Origin of the sequence: Aquabacterium lacunae (assembly GCF_004310865.1) — a bacterium.
In the GTDB taxonomy this organism is placed as follows: domain Bacteria; phylum Pseudomonadota; class Gammaproteobacteria; order Burkholderiales; family Burkholderiaceae_C; genus Aquabacterium; species Aquabacterium lacunae.
In genome coordinates this window covers 16,153-33,718 of the sequence record NZ_SIXI01000007.1, presented here as the reverse complement: position 1 = coordinate 33,718, position 17,566 = coordinate 16,153, and the positions used below count along the sequence as shown (strand labels likewise).

General features: G+C 65.7%; 16 protein-coding genes and 1 riboswitch. Of the genes, 10 read left to right on the top strand and 6 right to left on the bottom strand.

Features of this window, described 5'->3' with window-relative positions:
• Positions 1 to 19 precede the first annotated feature (19 nt).
• Positions 20 to 1,645 carry a peptide chain release factor 3 gene (locus tag EYS42_RS14870; RefSeq protein WP_130968985.1) on the bottom strand — a complete coding sequence of 542 codons (1,626 nt, stop codon included), beginning with the start codon at positions 1,643 to 1,645 and terminating at the stop codon, positions 20 to 22.
• A gap of 132 nt (positions 1,646 to 1,777) precedes the next feature.
• Here EYS42_RS14870 and EYS42_RS14865 point away from each other — a divergent pair, with 132 nt between their 5' ends.
• The 4 genes from EYS42_RS14865 (at position 1,778) to EYS42_RS14850 (ending at position 6,198) form a co-directional block, all read left to right on the top strand.
• Entirely contained in the window at positions 1,778 to 2,860 is a 1,083-nt protein-coding gene (locus tag EYS42_RS14865) for a GGDEF domain-containing protein (protein ID WP_165456807.1), read from the top strand.
• A 108-nt stretch (positions 2,861 to 2,968) separates the two neighbouring features.
• On the top strand, positions 2,969 to 4,021 hold the full coding sequence (locus EYS42_RS14860) for a putative solute-binding protein (RefSeq protein WP_130968983.1): 1,053 nt from the start codon (positions 2,969 to 2,971) through the stop codon (positions 4,019 to 4,021).
• A 25-nt stretch (positions 4,022 to 4,046) separates the two neighbouring features.
• On the top strand, positions 4,047 to 5,090 hold the full coding sequence (locus EYS42_RS14855) for a putative solute-binding protein (RefSeq protein ID WP_130968982.1): 1,044 nt from the start codon (positions 4,047 to 4,049) through the stop codon (positions 5,088 to 5,090).
• Between the two features lie 58 nt (positions 5,091 to 5,148).
• A complete protein-coding gene (locus EYS42_RS14850; RefSeq protein ID WP_130968981.1) occupies positions 5,149 to 6,198 on the top strand; it encodes a putative solute-binding protein in 1,050 nt (349 codons plus the stop codon).
• A 110-nt stretch (positions 6,199 to 6,308) separates the two neighbouring features.
• Here the strand turns inward: EYS42_RS14850 and EYS42_RS14845 are convergent, their stop codons facing one another.
• Complete coding sequence (locus tag EYS42_RS14845) at positions 6,309 to 7,346, bottom strand: putative solute-binding protein (protein ID WP_130968980.1); 1,038 nt, start codon at positions 7,344 to 7,346, stop codon at positions 6,309 to 6,311.
• A 237-nt stretch (positions 7,347 to 7,583) separates the two neighbouring features.
• A riboswitch (S-adenosyl-L-homocysteine riboswitch) is annotated at positions 7,584 to 7,672 on the top strand.
• 138 nt (positions 7,673 to 7,810) lie between these two features.
• Here EYS42_RS14845 and ahcY point away from each other — a divergent pair.
• The 3 genes from ahcY to metF are packed head-to-tail and all read left to right on the top strand — an operon-like array spanning position 7,811 to position 10,921.
• Complete coding sequence (gene ahcY, locus EYS42_RS14840) at positions 7,811 to 9,259, top strand: adenosylhomocysteinase (RefSeq protein WP_130968979.1); 1,449 nt, start codon at positions 7,811 to 7,813, stop codon at positions 9,257 to 9,259.
• Positions 9,260 to 9,264: 5 nt separating this feature from the next.
• The gene (locus EYS42_RS14835) at positions 9,265 to 10,041 is read left to right on the top strand and encodes a TlyA family RNA methyltransferase (protein ID WP_130968978.1); all 777 of its coding nucleotides are present in this window, start codon (positions 9,265 to 9,267) and stop codon (positions 10,039 to 10,041) included.
• Between the two features lie 34 nt (positions 10,042 to 10,075).
• Positions 10,076 to 10,921, top strand: coding sequence for a methylenetetrahydrofolate reductase [NAD(P)H] (gene metF, locus EYS42_RS14830; RefSeq protein WP_130968977.1), 846 nt, complete (start codon positions 10,076 to 10,078; stop codon positions 10,919 to 10,921).
• A gap of 8 nt (positions 10,922 to 10,929) precedes the next feature.
• Here metF and EYS42_RS14825 read toward each other — a convergent pair whose 3' ends face one another.
• A complete protein-coding gene (locus tag EYS42_RS14825) occupies positions 10,930 to 11,610 on the bottom strand; it encodes a YkgJ family cysteine cluster protein (protein WP_165456806.1) in 681 nt (226 codons plus the stop codon).
• Between the two features lie 280 nt (positions 11,611 to 11,890).
• On the opposite strand from EYS42_RS14825, the gene EYS42_RS14820 reads away from it, so the two are divergent.
• On the top strand, positions 11,891 to 12,499 hold the full coding sequence (locus EYS42_RS14820; RefSeq protein WP_130968975.1) for an OmpW/AlkL family protein: 609 nt from the start codon (positions 11,891 to 11,893) through the stop codon (positions 12,497 to 12,499).
• On the opposite strand, the gene EYS42_RS14815 is transcribed toward EYS42_RS14820, so the two are convergent.
• A complete protein-coding gene (locus EYS42_RS14815; RefSeq protein ID WP_130968974.1) occupies positions 12,500 to 13,075 on the bottom strand; it encodes a 5-formyltetrahydrofolate cyclo-ligase in 576 nt (191 codons plus the stop codon).
• A 38-nt stretch (positions 13,076 to 13,113) separates the two neighbouring features.
• Here EYS42_RS14815 and EYS42_RS14810 point away from each other — a divergent pair, with 38 nt between their 5' ends.
• Both EYS42_RS14810 and EYS42_RS14805 read left to right on the top strand, forming a co-directional pair.
• Entirely contained in the window at positions 13,114 to 15,381 is a 2,268-nt protein-coding gene (locus tag EYS42_RS14810) for a lytic transglycosylase domain-containing protein (protein WP_130968973.1), read from the top strand.
• Positions 15,382 to 15,408: 27 nt separating this feature from the next.
• Positions 15,409 to 16,386, top strand: coding sequence for a complex I NDUFA9 subunit family protein (locus EYS42_RS14805; protein ID WP_130968972.1), 978 nt, complete (start codon positions 15,409 to 15,411; stop codon positions 16,384 to 16,386).
• Positions 16,387 to 16,463: 77 nt separating this feature from the next.
• Here the strand turns inward: EYS42_RS14805 and EYS42_RS14800 are convergent, their stop codons facing one another.
• Together EYS42_RS14800 and EYS42_RS14795 are read right to left on the bottom strand one after the other, a co-directional pair.
• On the bottom strand, positions 16,464 to 17,045 hold the full coding sequence (locus EYS42_RS14800; RefSeq protein ID WP_342635528.1) for a barstar family protein: 582 nt from the start codon (positions 17,043 to 17,045) through the stop codon (positions 16,464 to 16,466).
• A gap of 35 nt (positions 17,046 to 17,080) precedes the next feature.
• Positions 17,081 to 17,530: a guanyl-specific ribonuclease gene (locus tag EYS42_RS14795; protein WP_425358906.1), complete on the bottom strand. Its 450-nt coding sequence runs from the start codon at positions 17,528 to 17,530 to the stop codon at positions 17,081 to 17,083.
• Between the last annotated feature and the right edge of the window lie 36 nt (positions 17,531 to 17,566).

Genomic DNA, 17,566 nt, shown 5'->3' with positions numbered 1-17,566 from the left:
TGTGCGCCTGCCCTGCGCATCACTGGTTCGACAGGCTCAAGCCCGCATGCTCGCGCAGCGGGTGGAACTTGATCTGCGGGTGGCGCTCGGCCGTCAGCCGCAGGTCGTAGGTCGAGGTGATCATGTAGGCCAGGGTGTCGGCGGCGTCGAGGGCCAGCTTGCTGGCGTTCTCGTCGCAGAATTTCTTCATGGCCTCCGGCGTTTCGGCCGTGATCCAGCGGGCCCCTGTGAAGCGGCAGGGCATCAGGCGGATGTCCACGCCGTACTCGGCCATCAGGCGGTGCTGCACCACTTCGAACTGCAGCTGCCCGACCGCGCCCAGCAGCATCATGCCGCCCACCTCGGGGCGGAACACCTGGATGGCGCCCTCTTCACCCAGCTGCAGCAGGCCGGCTTGCAGCTGCTTGCTCTTCATGGGGTTCTTCAGCTCGACGGCCTGGAACAGCTCGGGCGCGAAGAAGGGCAGGCCGGTGTACTGCAGGGTGATGCCGTCGGTGATGGTGTCGCCCAGTTGCACGCCGCCGTGGGTGGTGAAGCCGATGATGTCGCCCGCAAAGGCCTCGTCGACCGCTTCGCGGCGCTGTGACAGGAAGGTCACCACCGAGGTGGGGCGCAGTTCCTTGGCGCTGCGCTGCACCTTGAGCTTCATGCCCGGCTCGTACTTGCCCGAGCACACGCGCACGAAGGCGATGCGGTCGCGGTGCGACGGGTCCATGTTGGCCTGCACCTTGAACACCACGCCCGAGAAATTGGGCATGTCGGGGGTGATTTCCTTCTGGCTGCCGTCTTTTTCGGTGCTGAATCGAGGGCGTGGCGAGGGGGCCAGGTCGACCAGGGCGTCCAGCACTTCCTGCACGCCGAAGTTGTTCACGGCCGAGCCGAAGAACACGGGCGTCTGCTTGGCGGCCAGGAACTGCTCGATGTCGAAGGCCGGCGCGGCTTCGGCCATCAGTTCCATGTTGCCTTCGGCCAGTTCCCAGTCGTGGCCGAAGCGCTCGGCCAGTTTGTCGCGCTCGCTCAGCGGGATCTCTTCGTATTCGTCGCTGCGCTTGTCTTCGCCGGCGCTGAACAAGCGCATGCTTTGGGTGCGCAGGTTCACGATGCCGCCGAACTGCTTGCCCTGACCCACCGGCCAGGTCATGGGCACGCAGGGCATGCCCAGCTCCTGCTCGACTTCATCGAGCAGCTCCAGCGGGTCGCGGCCTTCGCGGTCCATCTTGTTCACGAAGGTGATGATGGGGGTGTCGCGCTGGCGGCAGACCTCGATCAGGCGCTTGGTCTGGGCTTCCACGCCGTTGGCCGCGTCGATCACCATCAGGGCCGAGTCGACCGCGGTCAGCACGCGGTAGGTGTCTTCCGAGAAGTCTTTGTGGCCCGGGGTGTCGAGCAGGTTGACCACGTGCTCGCGGTACAGCATCTGCATCACCGACGAGGCCACCGAGATGCCGCGCTGCTTTTCGATTTCCATCCAGTCGGACGTGGCATGGCGCGAGGCCTTGCGTGCCTTCACCGAGCCCGCAATGTGGATCGCGCCCGAGAACAGCAGCAGCTTTTCCGTCAGCGTCGTTTTGCCGGCGTCGGGGTGGGAAATGATGGCGAAGGTGCGGCGGCGGCGCGTCTCGGCGCCATGGGGGGAATCGGTCACGTCGGGCCTCGGAATGCAAAGAGCAGGGCGGGGAACCCGCTATTGTCTCAGGCTTGACTGTTTCTGTGCAGGCTCAAGGGGCGGGGGGCTCGCGTCGATAAGATGGCACTGGGGGCCATCGCCCCCGAGGTCATGTCTGTGCTCGCCTATTTCCAGGACCAAGTGCCCACCGTGGATGCGGCCGGGCAACCGCTCTCGGTGCACCAGCAGGGTTTCGCTCTGGTGCTGCTGGGCACGGCCCTGGTGGCAGGGGTCACCCACCTGTGCTTCCTGCTGCTGATGCTGTGGGCCGGTGTGCAGGTGTTGGCGGTGGTCAATGTGGCCAGTGTGCTGTGCTATTGGCTGATGTTCCACCTGGCCCGGCGCGGTCAGTTGCGTGGCGCCTTGATCATGGCTGGGGTCGAAGTCATCGGCCATGCCGTGTTGGCCCTGTGGGTGCTGGGGTGGGGCAGCGGCTTTCATTACTACCTGCTGTTGCCTTTGCCGGTGGTCATTGTCAGCAGCGTGATCCACCGCGGCGACAAGCTGTTCTTCACGCCGGCGCTGGCCGGGGTGGCCATCGGGGTGGATGTGGCTTTCCGAACCCGAGCCCCACAGGTGGTGCTGGACCTGCCGGTGCTGAACTTTCTGCACTATTTCAACCTGGTGGCCTGCATGGTCATCCTGTGCTTCTTGGCGGCCTTTTACTTCCTGCAGATCCAGAAGGTCGAACGGCAGCTGCGCGCCCTGGCCACCACCGACCCGCTCACCCAGCTCAGCAACCGCCGGGCCCTGATGGACGTCATTCGCCACGAAGAGCGCCGGCTGCAGCGTGGGCGCCAGGTGCTGTCCTTCGTGATGGCCGACATCGACCACTTCAAGCAGGTCAATGACACCTTGGGCCACGACGCGGGCGATGAGGTGCTGCGCCAGGTGAGCCAGACCCTGGCCGCCGGGGTGCGCGACATCGACCACCTGGCGCGCTGGGGTGGCGAAGAGTTCCTCATCGTGCTGCCCGACACCGATGCAGGCGAGGCTGTTCAGGTGGCCGAACGCCTGCGTCAGGCGGTGGCCCGGCAACCGGTGCGCGGCCTGCCGATCACCGCCACCTTCGGCGTGAGCGAGGTGCGCGAGGGTGAAACGGCCGAGCAGGCCATTTCCCGGGCCGATTCAGCGCTCTACGCCGGTAAACGTGCCGGGCGCAACAGGGTGCAATGTGACGGTGCGGTGGCCTGACTTCCCCCATCAGTGAAAGCGAGCGGGAGCGGGCATTCCCGCATCGCGGTGGCCGGGGGTGTCTGGATATGCTGGTACTTCGTTTGTATTGAGCGTAAGGCGCCACCCATGCAGTTCAGGTCTTGGTGTTCAGCGGTACTCTTGGCCATCGGTGCCCTGGGCAGCGGGGTGTCGCACGCCGCGTCGATGTGCGTGTTCGACCCTGCGGGCAATGCAGGGCCCATGCCCAGCCTCATGCAGGACTACGCACTGGCCATGCAGCGGCAGGGGGCTTCGCTCACGTTCAAGGTGTACCAGGACGAGGCGAGGGCCCATGACGACTTCCGGGCGGGGCTGTGCGATGGCATCCTGGCCACCGGGCTTCGCTTGCGTCAGTACAACCGGGCGACCGGCGCCATCGACAGCCTGGGCGGCACCACCATCATCCGCAATGGCCAGCTCGACATCGACGCCAGCTACGAAGTCATGCGCAAGCTGCTGCAGACCTACTCGGCCGACTCGCCGCAGGTCTACAACCTGATGGTGCAGGGCAAGTACGAGGTGGGAGGGATCATGCCTGTGGGGGCGGCCTACCTGATCACCCGAGACCGCCGCATCACCACGGTCGAGGCGCTGGCCGGCAAGCGCGTGATCGCGCTGCCGCATGACCCGGCGCAAAGCATGATGATCCGGCGCATCAAGGCGGTGCCCACGCCCATGGAGGTGTCGCAGATCGTGCCCTTCTTCCGTGACAACAAGGTCGATGTCATTGCCCTGCCAGCCCTGGCCTTCGGGCCGTTCCAGGTCGATTCGGCACTGGGCGTGTCGGGTGCCGTGGTGCGGTTTCCGCTGATGCTGCTGTCCTACCAGGTCATCATCGACCCGAGCAAGTTTCCCGAAGGTTTCGGGCCCCGCTCGCGCACCTGGTTCATGAGCCAGTACGACCGCATGTTGCAACTCATTCGCCGGTCTGAAGCATTGGACATTCCAGCCCGCGCCTGGATGACCTTGCCCGATGACGCCATCTACCGCTACACCCTGATGCTGCAGGAGGCTCGGCTCGACATTGCACGCCAGGGTATCTACGACAAGCGGGGCTTGCGCATCCTGAAGAAGGTGCGCTGCCACGTGAACCCTGCCGACAACGAGTGCAAGACGCGCCAGGAAGAAGACTGGAACTGAAGTGGTCACGACAGCAGTACGTCATGTGAGCGCATGGATCTTGGCCGCGGGGTGTGCCTTGCTGACCTTGAGTGGGGCGGCGCAGGCCGCCACCCTGTGCGTGTTCGACCTGGTGGGCACCACAGGCGATGCTTTCAATGCATCGAAAGACTACGTGCTGGCCATGCAGCGCGAGAACGTGAGCTTCGACCTCAAGGCCTATCCCAGCGAGGCCCGTGCCGTGGAAGAGTTCAAGGCCGGGCGTTGCGATGCGCTGTTTGCCACCGGCCTGCGCACGCGCCAGTTCAACCTGGTGTCGGGCTCGATCGACACCTATGGCTCGACCACCATCGTGCGCAATGGCCGCATGGACATCAATGCCAGCTACGAGGTCTTGCGCAAGTTGCTGCAGATCTACGCGGCCGATTCTCCGCAGGCCCAGGCGCTCATGACGCAAGGGCGCTACGAGGTGGGCGGTGTGGCGCCCATTGGCGCGGCCTATCTGTTGGCCAAAGACCGCCGCATCAACTCGGTCGAGTCGATGAAGGGCAAGCGCATCATGTCGATGGAGTACGACCCGGCGCAGGCCATGATGGTGCGGCGCATCGAGGCCGTGCCCTTCCTCACCGACATCAATGGCGTGATGTCGGCCTTCCGGGACAACCGCATCGACATCATCGCCCTGCCGGCTCTGGCGTTTCGCCCCCTGCGGGTGGAGGACGCCATGGGGCCCAACGGCGTCATCGGGCGCTTCCCTCTGATGATCCTGACCTACCAGGTCATCCTGGACCGCAACAAGTTCCCTGAAGGCTTCGGCCAGAAGTCGCGCACCTGGTGGGTGTCGCAATACGACCGGGCCTTGCAGCTGATCCGCAAGGCTGAAACCATCGACGTGTCGGCTTCGTTGTGGCTGGACCCCAGCCCCGAGGCCACTTACCGCTACAACCTGATGCTGCAGGAAGCCCGCATCGACATGGCGCGGCAGGGCATCTACGACAAGCGAGCACTGCGCATCATGAAAAAAGTGCGCTGCCACGTGAACCCCTCTGACAACGAGTGCAAGACCCGCCAGGAGGAAGACTGGAACTGAAGTGACAGTTGAATGTCTGCCGATGGACGTATGCTAGTGGCCGTTCAGAGGAGACATCATGAAAAAAGTGGCGGGAGCCAAACGGGTCATGCTGGCCTGGGGCCTGATGGCCAGCGGTGCTGTGCAGGCCGCATCCATGTGCGTGTTCGACCTGGTCGGCACCACCGGCGACGCCTACAACTTCGCCAAAGACTACGTGCTCGCCATGCAGCGCGAGAACGTGTTCATCGAGATGCGGGCCTACACCAGCGAGGCCCGCGCGGTGGAGGACTACAAGGCGGGCCGCTGCGACGCCCTGTGGGCCACGGGCTTGCGCACACGGCCCTTCAACACCGTGTCGGGTGCCATCGACACCCTGGGCTCGACCACCATCGTGCGCAACGGTGCCATCGACATCAATGCCAGCTACGAGGTGCTGCGCAAGCTGGTGCAGACCTTTGCGGCCGATTCCAGTCAGGCCCAGGCCCTGATGAACCAGGGCAAGCACGAGGTGGGGGGCATGGCGCCCATTGGGGCCGCCTACATCATCACCCGTGACCGCCGCATCGATTCGGTCGAGGCCATGAAGGGCAAGCGCATTGCCGCCATGGACTACGACCCGGCCCAGGCCATGATGATCCGGCGCATCCAGGCGCAGCCGGTGTCCACCGATGTGACCACGGTGGTGCCTGCGCTGCGCGAAGCACGCACCGACGTGATCGCGCTGCCCGCGCTGGCCTTTCGCCCTTTGCGCGTGGACGAGGCCATGGGCCCCAAGGGGGGGGTGGCGCGGTTTCCGCTGATGATCTTGACCTACCAGCTGGTGCTGGACCGCAGCAAGTTCCCCGAAGGCTTTGGCCAGAAATCGCGCAGCTGGTGGTTGTCGCAGTTCGATCGGTCGCTGCAGCTGATCCGCCGCGCGGAAACCATGGACATCCCGGCGGCGGCCTGGATCGACCTGTCGGCCGATGCCATGTACCGCTACACCCTGATGCTGCAGGAGGCCCGCGTCGACATGGCCAAGCAGGGCATTTATGACCAGCGGGGCTTGCGCATCATCAAGCGCGTGCGCTGCCATGTGAACCCGCAGGATGCGGAATGCCGAAACCGCGTCGAGATCGACTGGTGACGTGCCGCATCGCCATGCGCTGAGTGCCGCGCCCCAAGAAAAAGGCCCGCTTTGTGAGCGGGCCTTTCCTTGTCTCCTCGTGTACCGAGGTGTTCGCTGAAGTTCTGGACTCAGTCGATTTCGTTCTTGCTGGCGCACTCGGCGTCAGAGGGGTTCACGCTGCAGCGGGCCTTCTTCATGATGTTCAGGGCCTGCTTGTTGTACATGCCTTGCTTGGCGATGTCGATGCGCGACTCGCGCAGCATCAGCACGTACTTCGGCACGTTTTCGGCGGGCAGGTCGTCCCAGGTGGCGGCCGGGATGCCCTTTTCGGCGTTGTTGATCAGACCCATGGCGCGGTCGAACTGGTTGAACCAGAAGGTGCGCGACTTCTCGCCGAAGCCTTCAGGCAGCTTGCTGCGGTTGAAGGCCATCTGCACGGTCGGGATCATCACCGGGAAGCGGCCGATGCCGCCCTTGCTGCCAATGCCCTTGTACAGCTCCAGGGGCTTGTAGGCCACGGCCGGCAGGGTGACCATGTCGACGAAGCCGTTGTTGAAGCGCGGGCCGATGTTGGTCACGTCGACCGACACGGGCTGAGCGCCGATGCGCTGGATCATGGCGCCCTGGGCCTTGTCGTAGTCGAAGGCGGCGATCTTCTTGCCCGACAGGGCTTCGACCGAGTTCCAGGTGCGGTCACGCACGATGGGGTAAGCCGCGCCCAGCGGGAAGATGCCGCCGATTTCGTAGTTGCCTTCGACCATCAGCTTGCCGCCGGCCGGGCTGGCGAACACCTGGATGACCTTGCGTACCACGTCGTAGCTGGCGGGCAGGTCGATCTTGTTGTTGCGCACGATGGTGGCCGAGCCGATGGAGTCCATCGAGGTCGACACGCCGTTGAAGGGCTTGATGCGGAAAGCGGTGGCGATCACGCCGTCGCACTGGCCGGCGCGGAAATCTTCCACGGCCACGCGTTCGTCGACATAGCTCTTGAGTTCGAAATCAACGCCAGCGGCCTTCTGCATGGCCACGCTGTAGTCGATGGCCATGTTGAAGACGTCGCCCGACTTGCCGGCGACGTCCCAGACGCACAGCAGTTGTTTGGCTTGGGCGGTACCGGCAGCAGCAAACAGCGCAGCGGCGGCAATGGCAAGGGGGCGAATGTTCATGGTGATGGGATCCTTAGAGAGCACGTGGGCACGTCGTTTGCCCGTGCGTATTCAACGCCGAAGCTCTGGATGAGAAGGACCGGGGTTACCCTAATGAGCTTGCATTGCAGCCCGCATTGCGGGAAATCAGCACCCTCGTCTCAAGGGGACACCACCCGTGAAATGCCTCGCGGAAATGGCGGGTTTTGACCGGCCAGTGTTCAGGCACAGGCCCCCTCACCCATGTAGAATGCAGCCTGTCTCGAGGAGCGTTGCAAGGCTGCCCACACCGTTGGCGCATGTCCCCAGGCTCGAGACGCTTTCCATTGCAACGGCGCTCACCCGCATGTGTCCCTCTGGGTGAGTTTGCAGAACTTTGCGCGCGCCGTGTGGCTGAAACAGCCACGCCCGGTGTTTTTGCGCCCTGACAGCTTCCCGGTCGGCCCTGCGGTTTCAGACACCACCTCTGAACCGGAGCTTTTGTCATGAACGCTGTCCTGAAATCCCTGCAAACCGAGCACCAAGGCGTTGACTGTGTCGTCGCCGACATGTCCCTGGCCGATTGGGGCCGCAAGGAACTCACCATCGCCGAGCATGAAATGCCGGCCCTGATGGCCATCCGCCGCGAATACGCCGCCAGCCAGCCCCTGAAGGGCGCGCGCATCACCGGCTCGCTGCACATGACCATCCAGACCGGTGTGCTGGTCGAGACCCTGCAAGCTCTTGGAGCGGAAGTGCGCTGGGCCAGCTGCAACATCTTCTCGACGCAAGACCACGCCGCGGCCGCCCTGGTGGCCAACGGCACGCCCGTGTTCGCCTACAAGGGCGAGTCGCTGGAAGACTACTGGGACTACACCCACCGCATCTTCGAATTCGGCCCCAAGGGCTCGAAGGGCGAAGGCCCCAACATGATCCTGGACGACGGTGGTGACGCCACACTGCTGATGCACCTGGGCAAGAAGGCCGAGACCGACCCGTCCGTGCTGGCCAACCCCGGCAGCGAAGAAGAGCGCATCCTGTTTGCCGCCATCAAGGCCAAGCTGGCGCAAGACAGCACCTGGTACAGCCGCAAGGGCGCCGAGATCATCGGCGTGACCGAAGAGACCACCACCGGTGTGCACCGCCTGAACGAAATGAGCGCCAAGGGCACGCTGCTGTTCCGCGCCATCAACGTGAACGACTCGGTCACCAAGAGCAAGTTCGACAACCTGTATGGCTGCCGCGAATCGCTGGTCGACGGCATCAAGCGCGCCACCGACGTGATGATCGCCGGCAAGATCGCCGTGGTGGCGGGCTACGGTGACGTGGGCAAGGGCTCGGCCCAGGCCCTGCGCGCCCTGAGCGCCCAGGTGTGGGTGACCGAGATCGACCCCATCAACGCCCTGCAGGCCGCCATGGAAGGCTACCGCGTGGTGACCATGGACTACGCTGCCGACAAGGCCGACATCTTCGTGACCGCCACCGGCAACAAGAGCGTGATCACCTACAAGCACATGGAGGCGATGAAGGAAAACGCCATCGTGTGCAACATCGGTCACTTCGACAACGAGATCGATGTGGCCGAGGCCGAAGCCAAGTGCACCTGGGAAGAGATCAAGCCGCAGGTCGACCATGTGATCTTCCCCGATGGCAAGCGCATCATCATGCTGGCCAAGGGCCGCCTGGTGAACCTGGGCTGCGGCACGGGTCACCCCAGCTACGTGATGTCGTCGAGCTTCGCGAACCAGACCATCGCCCAGATCGAGCTGTTCACGCGCCCCGAAGCCTACGAAAACGGCAAGGTCTACGTGCTGCCCAAGCACCTCGACGAAAAGGTGGCCCGCCTGCAGCTGGTCACCCTCAATGCCCAGCTGACCGAGCTGAGCGACGAGCAGGCCGCCTACATCGGCGTTTCCAAGCAAGGCCCTTACAAGCCTGACACCTACCGCTACTGATCGACATGCCAAGAGCCGACCAACAACTGGTGGCCGGGGGGCATGCGCCCACCCGGTCGGCCGCCCAGCGCCTGATCGAATCCGGTGGCGTGCAATGGAACGGCCCGCGTGGCTGGACCACGGTGCGCAAATCGGGTGAAGACCTGCCCGACGGTGCCGAGGTGCGCATCACCAACGACGAGGAGCTGCGCTGGGTGTCCCGCGCAGGGCTGAAGCTCGAAGGGGCGCTGGGGGTGGTCGGCATCGACGTGGCCGGCATGAACTGTCTGGACGTGGGCCAGAGCACCGGCGGGTTCACCGACGTGCTGCTCAGCCGCGGTGCCGCCCGCGTGGTGGGCATCGAGGTGGGCCACAGCCAGCTGCACGAGCGCCTGCGCGCCGACCCGCGCGTGGTGTGCCTCGAAGAGCTGAACGCGCGCGAGCTGGAAGGCAGCGTGCTGGGGCAGCATGCGCCCGAAGGCGGCTTCGACCTGATCGTGGCCGACCTGTCCTTCATCGCGCTGTCGAAGATCGTGCCCAGCCTGGGCCCCTGGCTCAAGCCGGGTGGCCAGGTGCTGCTGCTGATCAAGCCGCAGTTCGAGGTGGGCAAGGAGCACGTGGGCAAGGGCGGCGTGGTGAAAGACCCGGCCCAGCACGCCCGCGCCCGCGACATGGTGCGCCGTGCCTGCACCGACCTGGGCTGGAAAGCCCTCAAGGGCTTTGACAGCCCCATCAAGGGTGGCGATGGCAACCTTGAATTCTTCATCTGGGCTCAGTCACCTGCTGCAGCGTCTGCGGCCTGACCTGCCCCTTTCTCTGATCCGGAAAGCTGAACACATGAGCGATTTCGCTTCGGGCCCACTGCCCATCAGCCTCGAGTTTTTCCCGCCCAAGACGCCCGAGGGCGCCGACAAGCTGACGGCCGTGCGCCAGCAGCTGTACGCGCTCAAGCCCGAGTACTGCTCGGTCACGTATGGCGCGGGCGGCTCCACGCAAGACGGCACCATCCAGACGGTGCGCGCCATCCTGAAGGAAGGGCACGACGCGGCCCCGCACTTCTCGTGCATCGGCGCCAGCAAAGCCAGCGTGCGCGAGCAGCTGGCCCAGTTCAAGGCCGAGGGCATCAAGCGCCTGGTGGCCCTGCGCGGTGACCTGCCCAGCGGCTACGGCGGCTTCGGCGAGTTCAAGTACGCCAGCGAGCTGGTGGCCTTCATCCGCGAAGAAACCGGCAGCCACTTCCACATCGAGGTGGGCGCCTACCCCGAGATGCACCCGCAGGCCCGCAACCCGCAGGCCGACCTGCAGGCCTTTGTCACCAAGGTGAAGGCCGGTGCCGACGTGGCCATCACGCAGTACTTCTTCAACAGCGATGCGTACTTCCGCTTCGTCGAAGACGTGCAGGCCCTGGGCGTGGACATCCCCATCGTGCCGGGCATCATGCCCATCACCAACAGCTCGCAGCTGATGCGGTTTTCAGATGCCTGTGGCGCCGAGATCCCCCGCTGGATCCGCACCCGCCTGGAAGGCTTCGGTGACGACAAGGCCTCCATCCAGGCCTTCGGCCTCGATGTGGTGACCGACCTGTGCGAGCAGCTGCGCGCCGTGGGCGTGCCGGGACTGCACTTCTACACCATGAACCAGTCTGGGCCGGTCAAGGCCATCTGCGAACAGCTGGGACTGTGAGCCCGAGTTCAGGCGCCTCCGGCCATCACGCGGGCCTTCTGCAAGGTTTTCTTGCCGGCCTTCAGGCGTTGGGCCAGCTGGGGCGACGCCATGGCCTCCACCAGCGCTGAACTCAATTCGTATTCCCGGGTGTCCAGGCCGGCGCGTTTTTGAGCATCGAGGTAGCCGCCCAGCACACCGCCAGCGGCATCTTCAACGGCGCGCGCCACTTTGCGAGGCAGCACGTCTTGAGGCCGCTCGAAGGTGTCTCGGCATTGCTGGGCGTCGGTCGAGTGGTAGCCGCGACAGTTGGCAGGCCGTACCGGGTAGATCGTGCATTGGCCAGCCGAGAGGAACGGGCAGGCCAGGTTGATGGCAGTCAGCTGTTCATTGCTCAGGCCTTTGCCCGCCTGCACATTGGCCTTGGCCCGGTCGATCACTTCTTTGATTCGGCTTGCCGGGAAGTGGTCAAGCAGGTGTTGCCGAATCATCAGCAATTCGGCGCCGGTGGCTCGGATCACGTAGTGACAGCAGTGATCGCACCCGGCTTGGCATGCCACGCTGGTGCGTGACAAGGCGTCTGCCACAGCGTCATCAAGGCGTTTGAAAAACCTCAGCTGTGCCTGTTGCACCGGCTGTGCCTGCAGTTCAGGGAAGGCCACCTTGAATTCCTGGGTGGCGATTTGATCGATGGATGCGGTCGGTTGCATGGGCGTCATGCCGGTGCTGATCAGGGTGTGCACATCTTGCCGTGTCTGACGACCGTTGCGCGTGAGTGAAACACCCTGGGCCTTGGGTCGCGCATGTTGCCTCAATGCCTCAGCTGGAGCGCGGGATGCTGATCAAGCGCAAACCTGCCGCAGGTGGGCGGGGCGCGCGAGCCGGCGGCCTTGCAGACCTTGCGGTGCGTCAATCGCGATGGTTGCATGTCTTGCTGCAATGGCGTCACACCCAACGTGATTCCAACGCATTGACCTGAAGGACAAGACCATGAACAAGCAACGCTCCCTGCTCGCCCTGGCTGCTGCTGCCGCCCTGATGCTGCCCGTGATGGCCTCCCAGGCCGCCGAAGGCCCCTGGCTGGTGCGCGCCCGCGCCGTGAACCTCGACCCGTCCAACAAGGACACCGTGGCCGTGACCGACGTGTCGATCAACAGCAAGGTCATCCCCGAGCTGGACATCAGCTACTTCATCACGCCGAACATCGCGGCCGAGCTGATCCTGACCTACCCGCAAAAGCAGGACGTGTCGTCCACCGCGCACGGCGGCAAGATCGGCACCCTCAAGCACCTGCCGCCCACCCTGACCTTGCAGTACCACTTCATGCCCGAAGGCAGTGTGCGCCCGTACGTGGGGGCTGGCCTGAACTACACCAACTTCTCCAGCGTGAAGCTGCCGGCCGGTTTTGACGTCGACCGCAGCAGCTTCGGCGCCGCCTTCCAGGCCGGTGTGGACATCCCGGTGGGCAAGGGCGTGTACCTGAACCTCGACCTCAAGAAGGTCTACATCCGCACCGACCTGCTGGCGGGCGGCACATCGATCGGCAAGGTCAAGATCGACCCGATCCTGGCTGGCGTCGGCATCGGCTGGCGTTTCTGATCAGGCGTCCACCACGCCCGAGGGCGTGACGATCAGCATCAAGGGCTGGTCGTGTGCCTGCGGGGCGAAGGCGGTGTCATCCACCAGCGCTTCGTCCCATGCCACCCCCACGGCCGTGACGTGGGGGTGTGCGGCCATGTAGCGGTCGAAATACCCGCCGCCATAGCCCAGCCGGAACCCGCTGCGCGTGAAGCCCACACAGGGCACCAGCAGCACGTCGGGGGAGGCCTTCGCGCCGTCGCTGCATGCGATGCCGCACTCGTCCACCGCACGCGGCGCCTGCCCGTCCCACACGCGGTACTCCATGCGTCGGCCGGCCCCGCCTTCACCCTTGAAGGCGTGGGGCAGGCTGCGTTGCAAATTCAATGTCCCGGCCAGCGTCTCGGCCACAGGGCATGGGTTAAATTCGCCACGAATTGGCCAGTACAGGCCCAGCCCCTCGGGCTCCAGCTGGCTCAGCAAGGCCAGCAGGTGCTCGTTCAGCCGGGCCTGTGCGGCCACGGCTGCTTCGGTGGCTGCCCAGGCCTGACGGGCCTGCAGCAGTTGCTGGCGAAGGGCGGTGCGGGAATCTGGCATGGCGTGCGAGGCCCAAGGGCCCGAGGAAAGAATCAAGAATGCGATTGTGGACCTTTGCGAAGGGGCGTCGGCCGGTGCTGGCGTCGGTGGTCATGGCCTGTGCCCTGGTGGTCGGAGCGAGCGGGCTGGGCCTGGGAGCCTCCACAGCACAAGCGGCCGAGTACAGCATCTCCGATGCCCGCGAGGCCTGGCGCCTGCGAGACCGTGCCCGCCTGCTGGCTGCCCGTGATGCCCTGATCGCCGAGCGCCACCCACTGGCGCCCTGGGCCGACTACTGGTGGGCCTCGCTGCGCATCGTCGAGATGGGCCCGGCCGAGGCCGACGAGTTCATGGCCCGATGGGGTGATGCCTACGTGGCCGACCGCTTCCGCAATGATTGGCTGCTGGAGCTGGGGCGCCGCAAGGACTGGCGCAACTTCTTGCGTGTGCAGCCGGCCTTCCGCATGGCCGATGACCGTGAAGTGCTGTGCCTGGGCCTGCTGGCCCGCCAGCAGCTGGGCCTGCCCATGGAGGGCCCCAATGACCTGCGCGAGCAGGCCCGTCAGGCCTGGCTGGCCCAGCGCGACGCCGACAACGGTTGCGACACCATGGCCCAGGCCCTGCTGGCGGCCAATGTGCTGCAACCTTCCGACGTGTGGCGCAAGCTGTGGCAGTCGATGGACAACGCCATGCCCAAGGCCATCTCGCAGACCTCACGCTTGCTGGGCGAGCCCACGCAGCAGGCGATTGCCCGGCTGATGGGCGCACCTCAGGCCTTCCTCACGCAGGACCAGGCCGTGGTGCCACCCGGTGGGGCCCACGCACCAGGTGCCACCGTCGAGCCCACGCCGACCAAGGGGGCCAAAGCTTCGGCCAAGGCCCAGCGCCAGAAGAACGCCAAGGCCGGCAAGGGCAAACAGGCACCCAGCCGTGCGCTGGTACCGCCGCCGCCGCCCGTGCCCACTGCTCACGCGGGCCCGGTGAACCTGCTGGCCCTGCAGCGCTGGGCGCAGCTCGACCCGGTGGCCGCCGCCGCCGCCCTGGGTCAGGACGGTGCCGCGCGCCGCTGGCAGCTCGACCGCGAACAGCAGGTGTGGGCCTGGGCCTCGGTGGGCCGTGTGGCGGCCGGGCGCCTGATGCCCGAGGCCGTGCGCCATTTCGACCGCGCCATGGTGATGGCTGAGCTGAACGAAGCCCCCATGCCCTTTGCCCGTGCCTGGGCGCCCGACACCCTGGCCTGGGCCGTGCGCACGGGCGTGCGCGCCAGCACGTCAGGGCAGTCCAGCGCCTGGCCGCTGGTCGATTTCGCCTACGAGTCCATGTCGGCCGAGCAGAAGGCCGACCCGGCCTGGATGTACTGGAAGGCACGGTCGCTGCTGGCGCAGTCGGCTGGGGCCTCGGTGGCCGATCCGCGCCGCATGGCCGGTCGCGAAATGCTGAGCCGCGTGGCTTCGCCCCATCACTTTTACGGCTTGCTGGCCGCCGAAGACCTGAACGGGCAGCCCCTCAAAGCGCCCAGCCGCCTGGCCCGCCCGGGCCCCGACGAGATGGACGCTGCGCGCCAGCACCCGGGGCTTGACCGCGCGCTGCGCCTGTACGAGCAAGGCTGGCGCAGTGAAGGTGCGCGCGAATGGAACTACGCCTTGAACTTCCAGAAGCCGGGCGGCATGAACGACCGCGAGCTGATCGCCGCCGCCGAGCTGGCCTGCAGCCTCGACATCTGGGACCGCTGCATCAACACCAGCGAGCGCACGCGCAGCGAGTTCGATGTCGTGACCCGCTTCCCGCTGCCCTTCCGCCGCGAAATCGTGGCCGCAGCCCGTGACGTGGGCCTCGATGCGGCCTACATGTTCGGCCTGATCCGGCAGGAGTCTCGCTTCCAGATCACGGTGCGCTCGCACGTGGGTGCGGCAGGGTTGATGCAGGTGATGCCGGCCACCGCGCAATGGACGGCCCGCAAGCTGGGCATGAACGACTACACGCCCGACATGATCACCGACCGCGACACCAACCTGCGCCTGGGTGCCGGTTACCTCAAGCTGGTCATGGACGACCTCGACGGCTCGCAGGCCATGGCCGCGGCTGCCTACAACGCCGGCCCGGGGCGACCGCGCAAATGGCGTGAAGGCGCCCGCCTGGAAACCGCCGCCTGGGCCGAAAACGTGCCCTTCAACGAAACACGCGATTACGTGAAGAAGGTGCTGTACAACGCCGTCATGTACGGCCACGTCTTGCACGGCAAGTCGCTGTCGATTAAAAACCGTCTGGGAAGTGGCGTCGGGCCCAAGGCCCCTGGCGGCGTTCCCGACAACACCGAACTGCCCTGAGCACGCCTTGGGGCTGAAGGAAAACACATGAACCGCGTGGTGATCCTGGGAGGGTCCGGCTTCGTGGGCCGGTCCCTGTGCGAGCAGATCTCGGCGCACCCGGCCCTCAGTGGCTTGCGCGTGCTGGTGCCCAGCCGACGGCGCGAGCGGGCCAAGCACCTGTTCACCCTGCCGCGCGTCGATGTGCTGCAGGCCGACGTGCACCGCGAGGCCGACCTGCAGCGCGTGCTGGCCGGCGCCGACGCCGTGGTCAACCTGGTCGCCATCCTGCATGGCACGCCCCAGGCTTTCGAGCAGGCCCATGTGACCCTGGTGCAGCGCCTGGTGCAGGCCTGCGTGAAGCAGGGGGTGCGACGCCTGGTGCACGTCAGCGCGCTGGGCGTGCCCGATGACCCCGCCCAGGCCCCCTCGAACTACCTGACCAGCAAGGCCGAGGGCGAAAAGGCCCTGCGCGAAGCCCAGGCGGCTGGCCTTCTGGACGTGACCGTGCTGCGCCCCAGCGTGATCTTCGGTGAGCACGATCGCTTCCTGAACCTGTTCGCCCAATTGCAGGCCGTGGCGCCCTTCATGCCACTGGCCGGTGCACAGGCGCGGTTTCAGCCCGTGTGGGTGGAAGATGTGGCCCGGGCCCTGGTGGCCTGCCTGCTCGACCCGGCCACCGCAGGCCGAACCTACGAATGCGCGGGCCCGCAGGTGCTGACCCTGGCCGATCTGGTGCGCCTGGCCGGCAAGGGCAGTGGCCATGCCCGCTGGGTGGTGCCCATGCCCATGGCCGTGGGGCGCCTGCAGGCTGCGGCCATGGCCTTCATGCCGGGCGAGCCCCTGATGTCGAAGGACAACCTCGACTCGATGCAGGTGCCGAATGTGGCCACCGGGGCATTGCCAGGGCTGGCCGAACTGGGCATCACGCCGGCCTCGGCCGAGGCGATCGCGCCGCAGTACCTCAACCGCAGCGGTGACTGGGCCCGCCGGCTCGACTTCCTGCGCAGCCTGGCCGGGCGCTGAACCGCCCCATCAACCCGCGCTGTAAACGACACAGGCCACCCGAAGGTGGCCTGTTCAGCATGTGGGGGAGCCTGAAATCAGGCGGCCGACAGCAGCTGGGCGGTGTCGAACACGCTGCTCATCGGCGGCAGGTTCATGATCATCGGCTGAGGGGCGTTCTTCGACACCTTCACCGGCTTGGCCGGGGTGTCGTTCTGGGCCACTTCGGCCTTGTCCCAGTTGCCGGCCGATTCCTTGCCCGAGACGGCGATGGAGTAGAACACGCGGAAGGGCACCTTGCGCTCCGACCAGAAGTCGGCGGCGTCACGGAAGGCGTCGAGCAGCAGCTCGCGCGATTCGCGGTCCATGCGGGCATCGTTCGGCAGCAGTTCCAGCACGACGATGAAGCCGGGCTGGGGGCCCGACTTGTGCACGGCATCGGTGATGCAGTCGTACAGGGCATCGAGGTTCTTGCCGAAGTGGTCGGGGAACAGGAAGTCGCGTGCAATGATGTCGAACACGTCCTGTTTGTCCTTCGCTTCGGACAGGTTGGTGTACAGGAAGTGCTGACCCACCTCTTGGGCGGCCGCCTGGAGGTCGTCCGGGCGGTACGCGCGGATGGCCTGAACGATGTTCGGGCGGATGGATTGCAGCAACATGATCGCTTGAGACTGATGCATGGAGTTACCGGGTACGGAAGCTGGTCAAATCGGGCTCAACGCGCGGGATCAATACGGCTGAAGCTCTGGTAGTGATCCGCGGTGTAAAAACAAGTTTCGGGCATTTGCACAACTTTGCCGCCACACACAATGCGGCGCGCGCCCCGGTTGCGAGCGCCCGGCGTCGGCACGGTGTACTCGCGGTAGAAGCCACGGGGCTCGCGGGGCAGAAGCCGCTCGCGGTTGCCAAACACAGTGCCGTCCTTCTCGTACCGGAACGGGCCACCAGCCAGAATGCGCTGGTGAACGTCTTGCGCCTGCCTGGGCAGCTGGGACAGCCCCACCACCTCGGTGGCTGGAGCGGTCTCGGCGGGTTGGCTGCGAACGAAGGCCTGCGCTTGTGGCGCCCAACCCGCTGCCAACGTGAGGGCGGTGGCGGCTGCCAGTGCGCCTGCTTTCAGCGCCTGCCGGGCCCGGGTGGTCCAGGAAGTCTCCCCAGATGTCACGTGCTGCCTCATGTCCGATGCCTTGGCCGTGTGTTC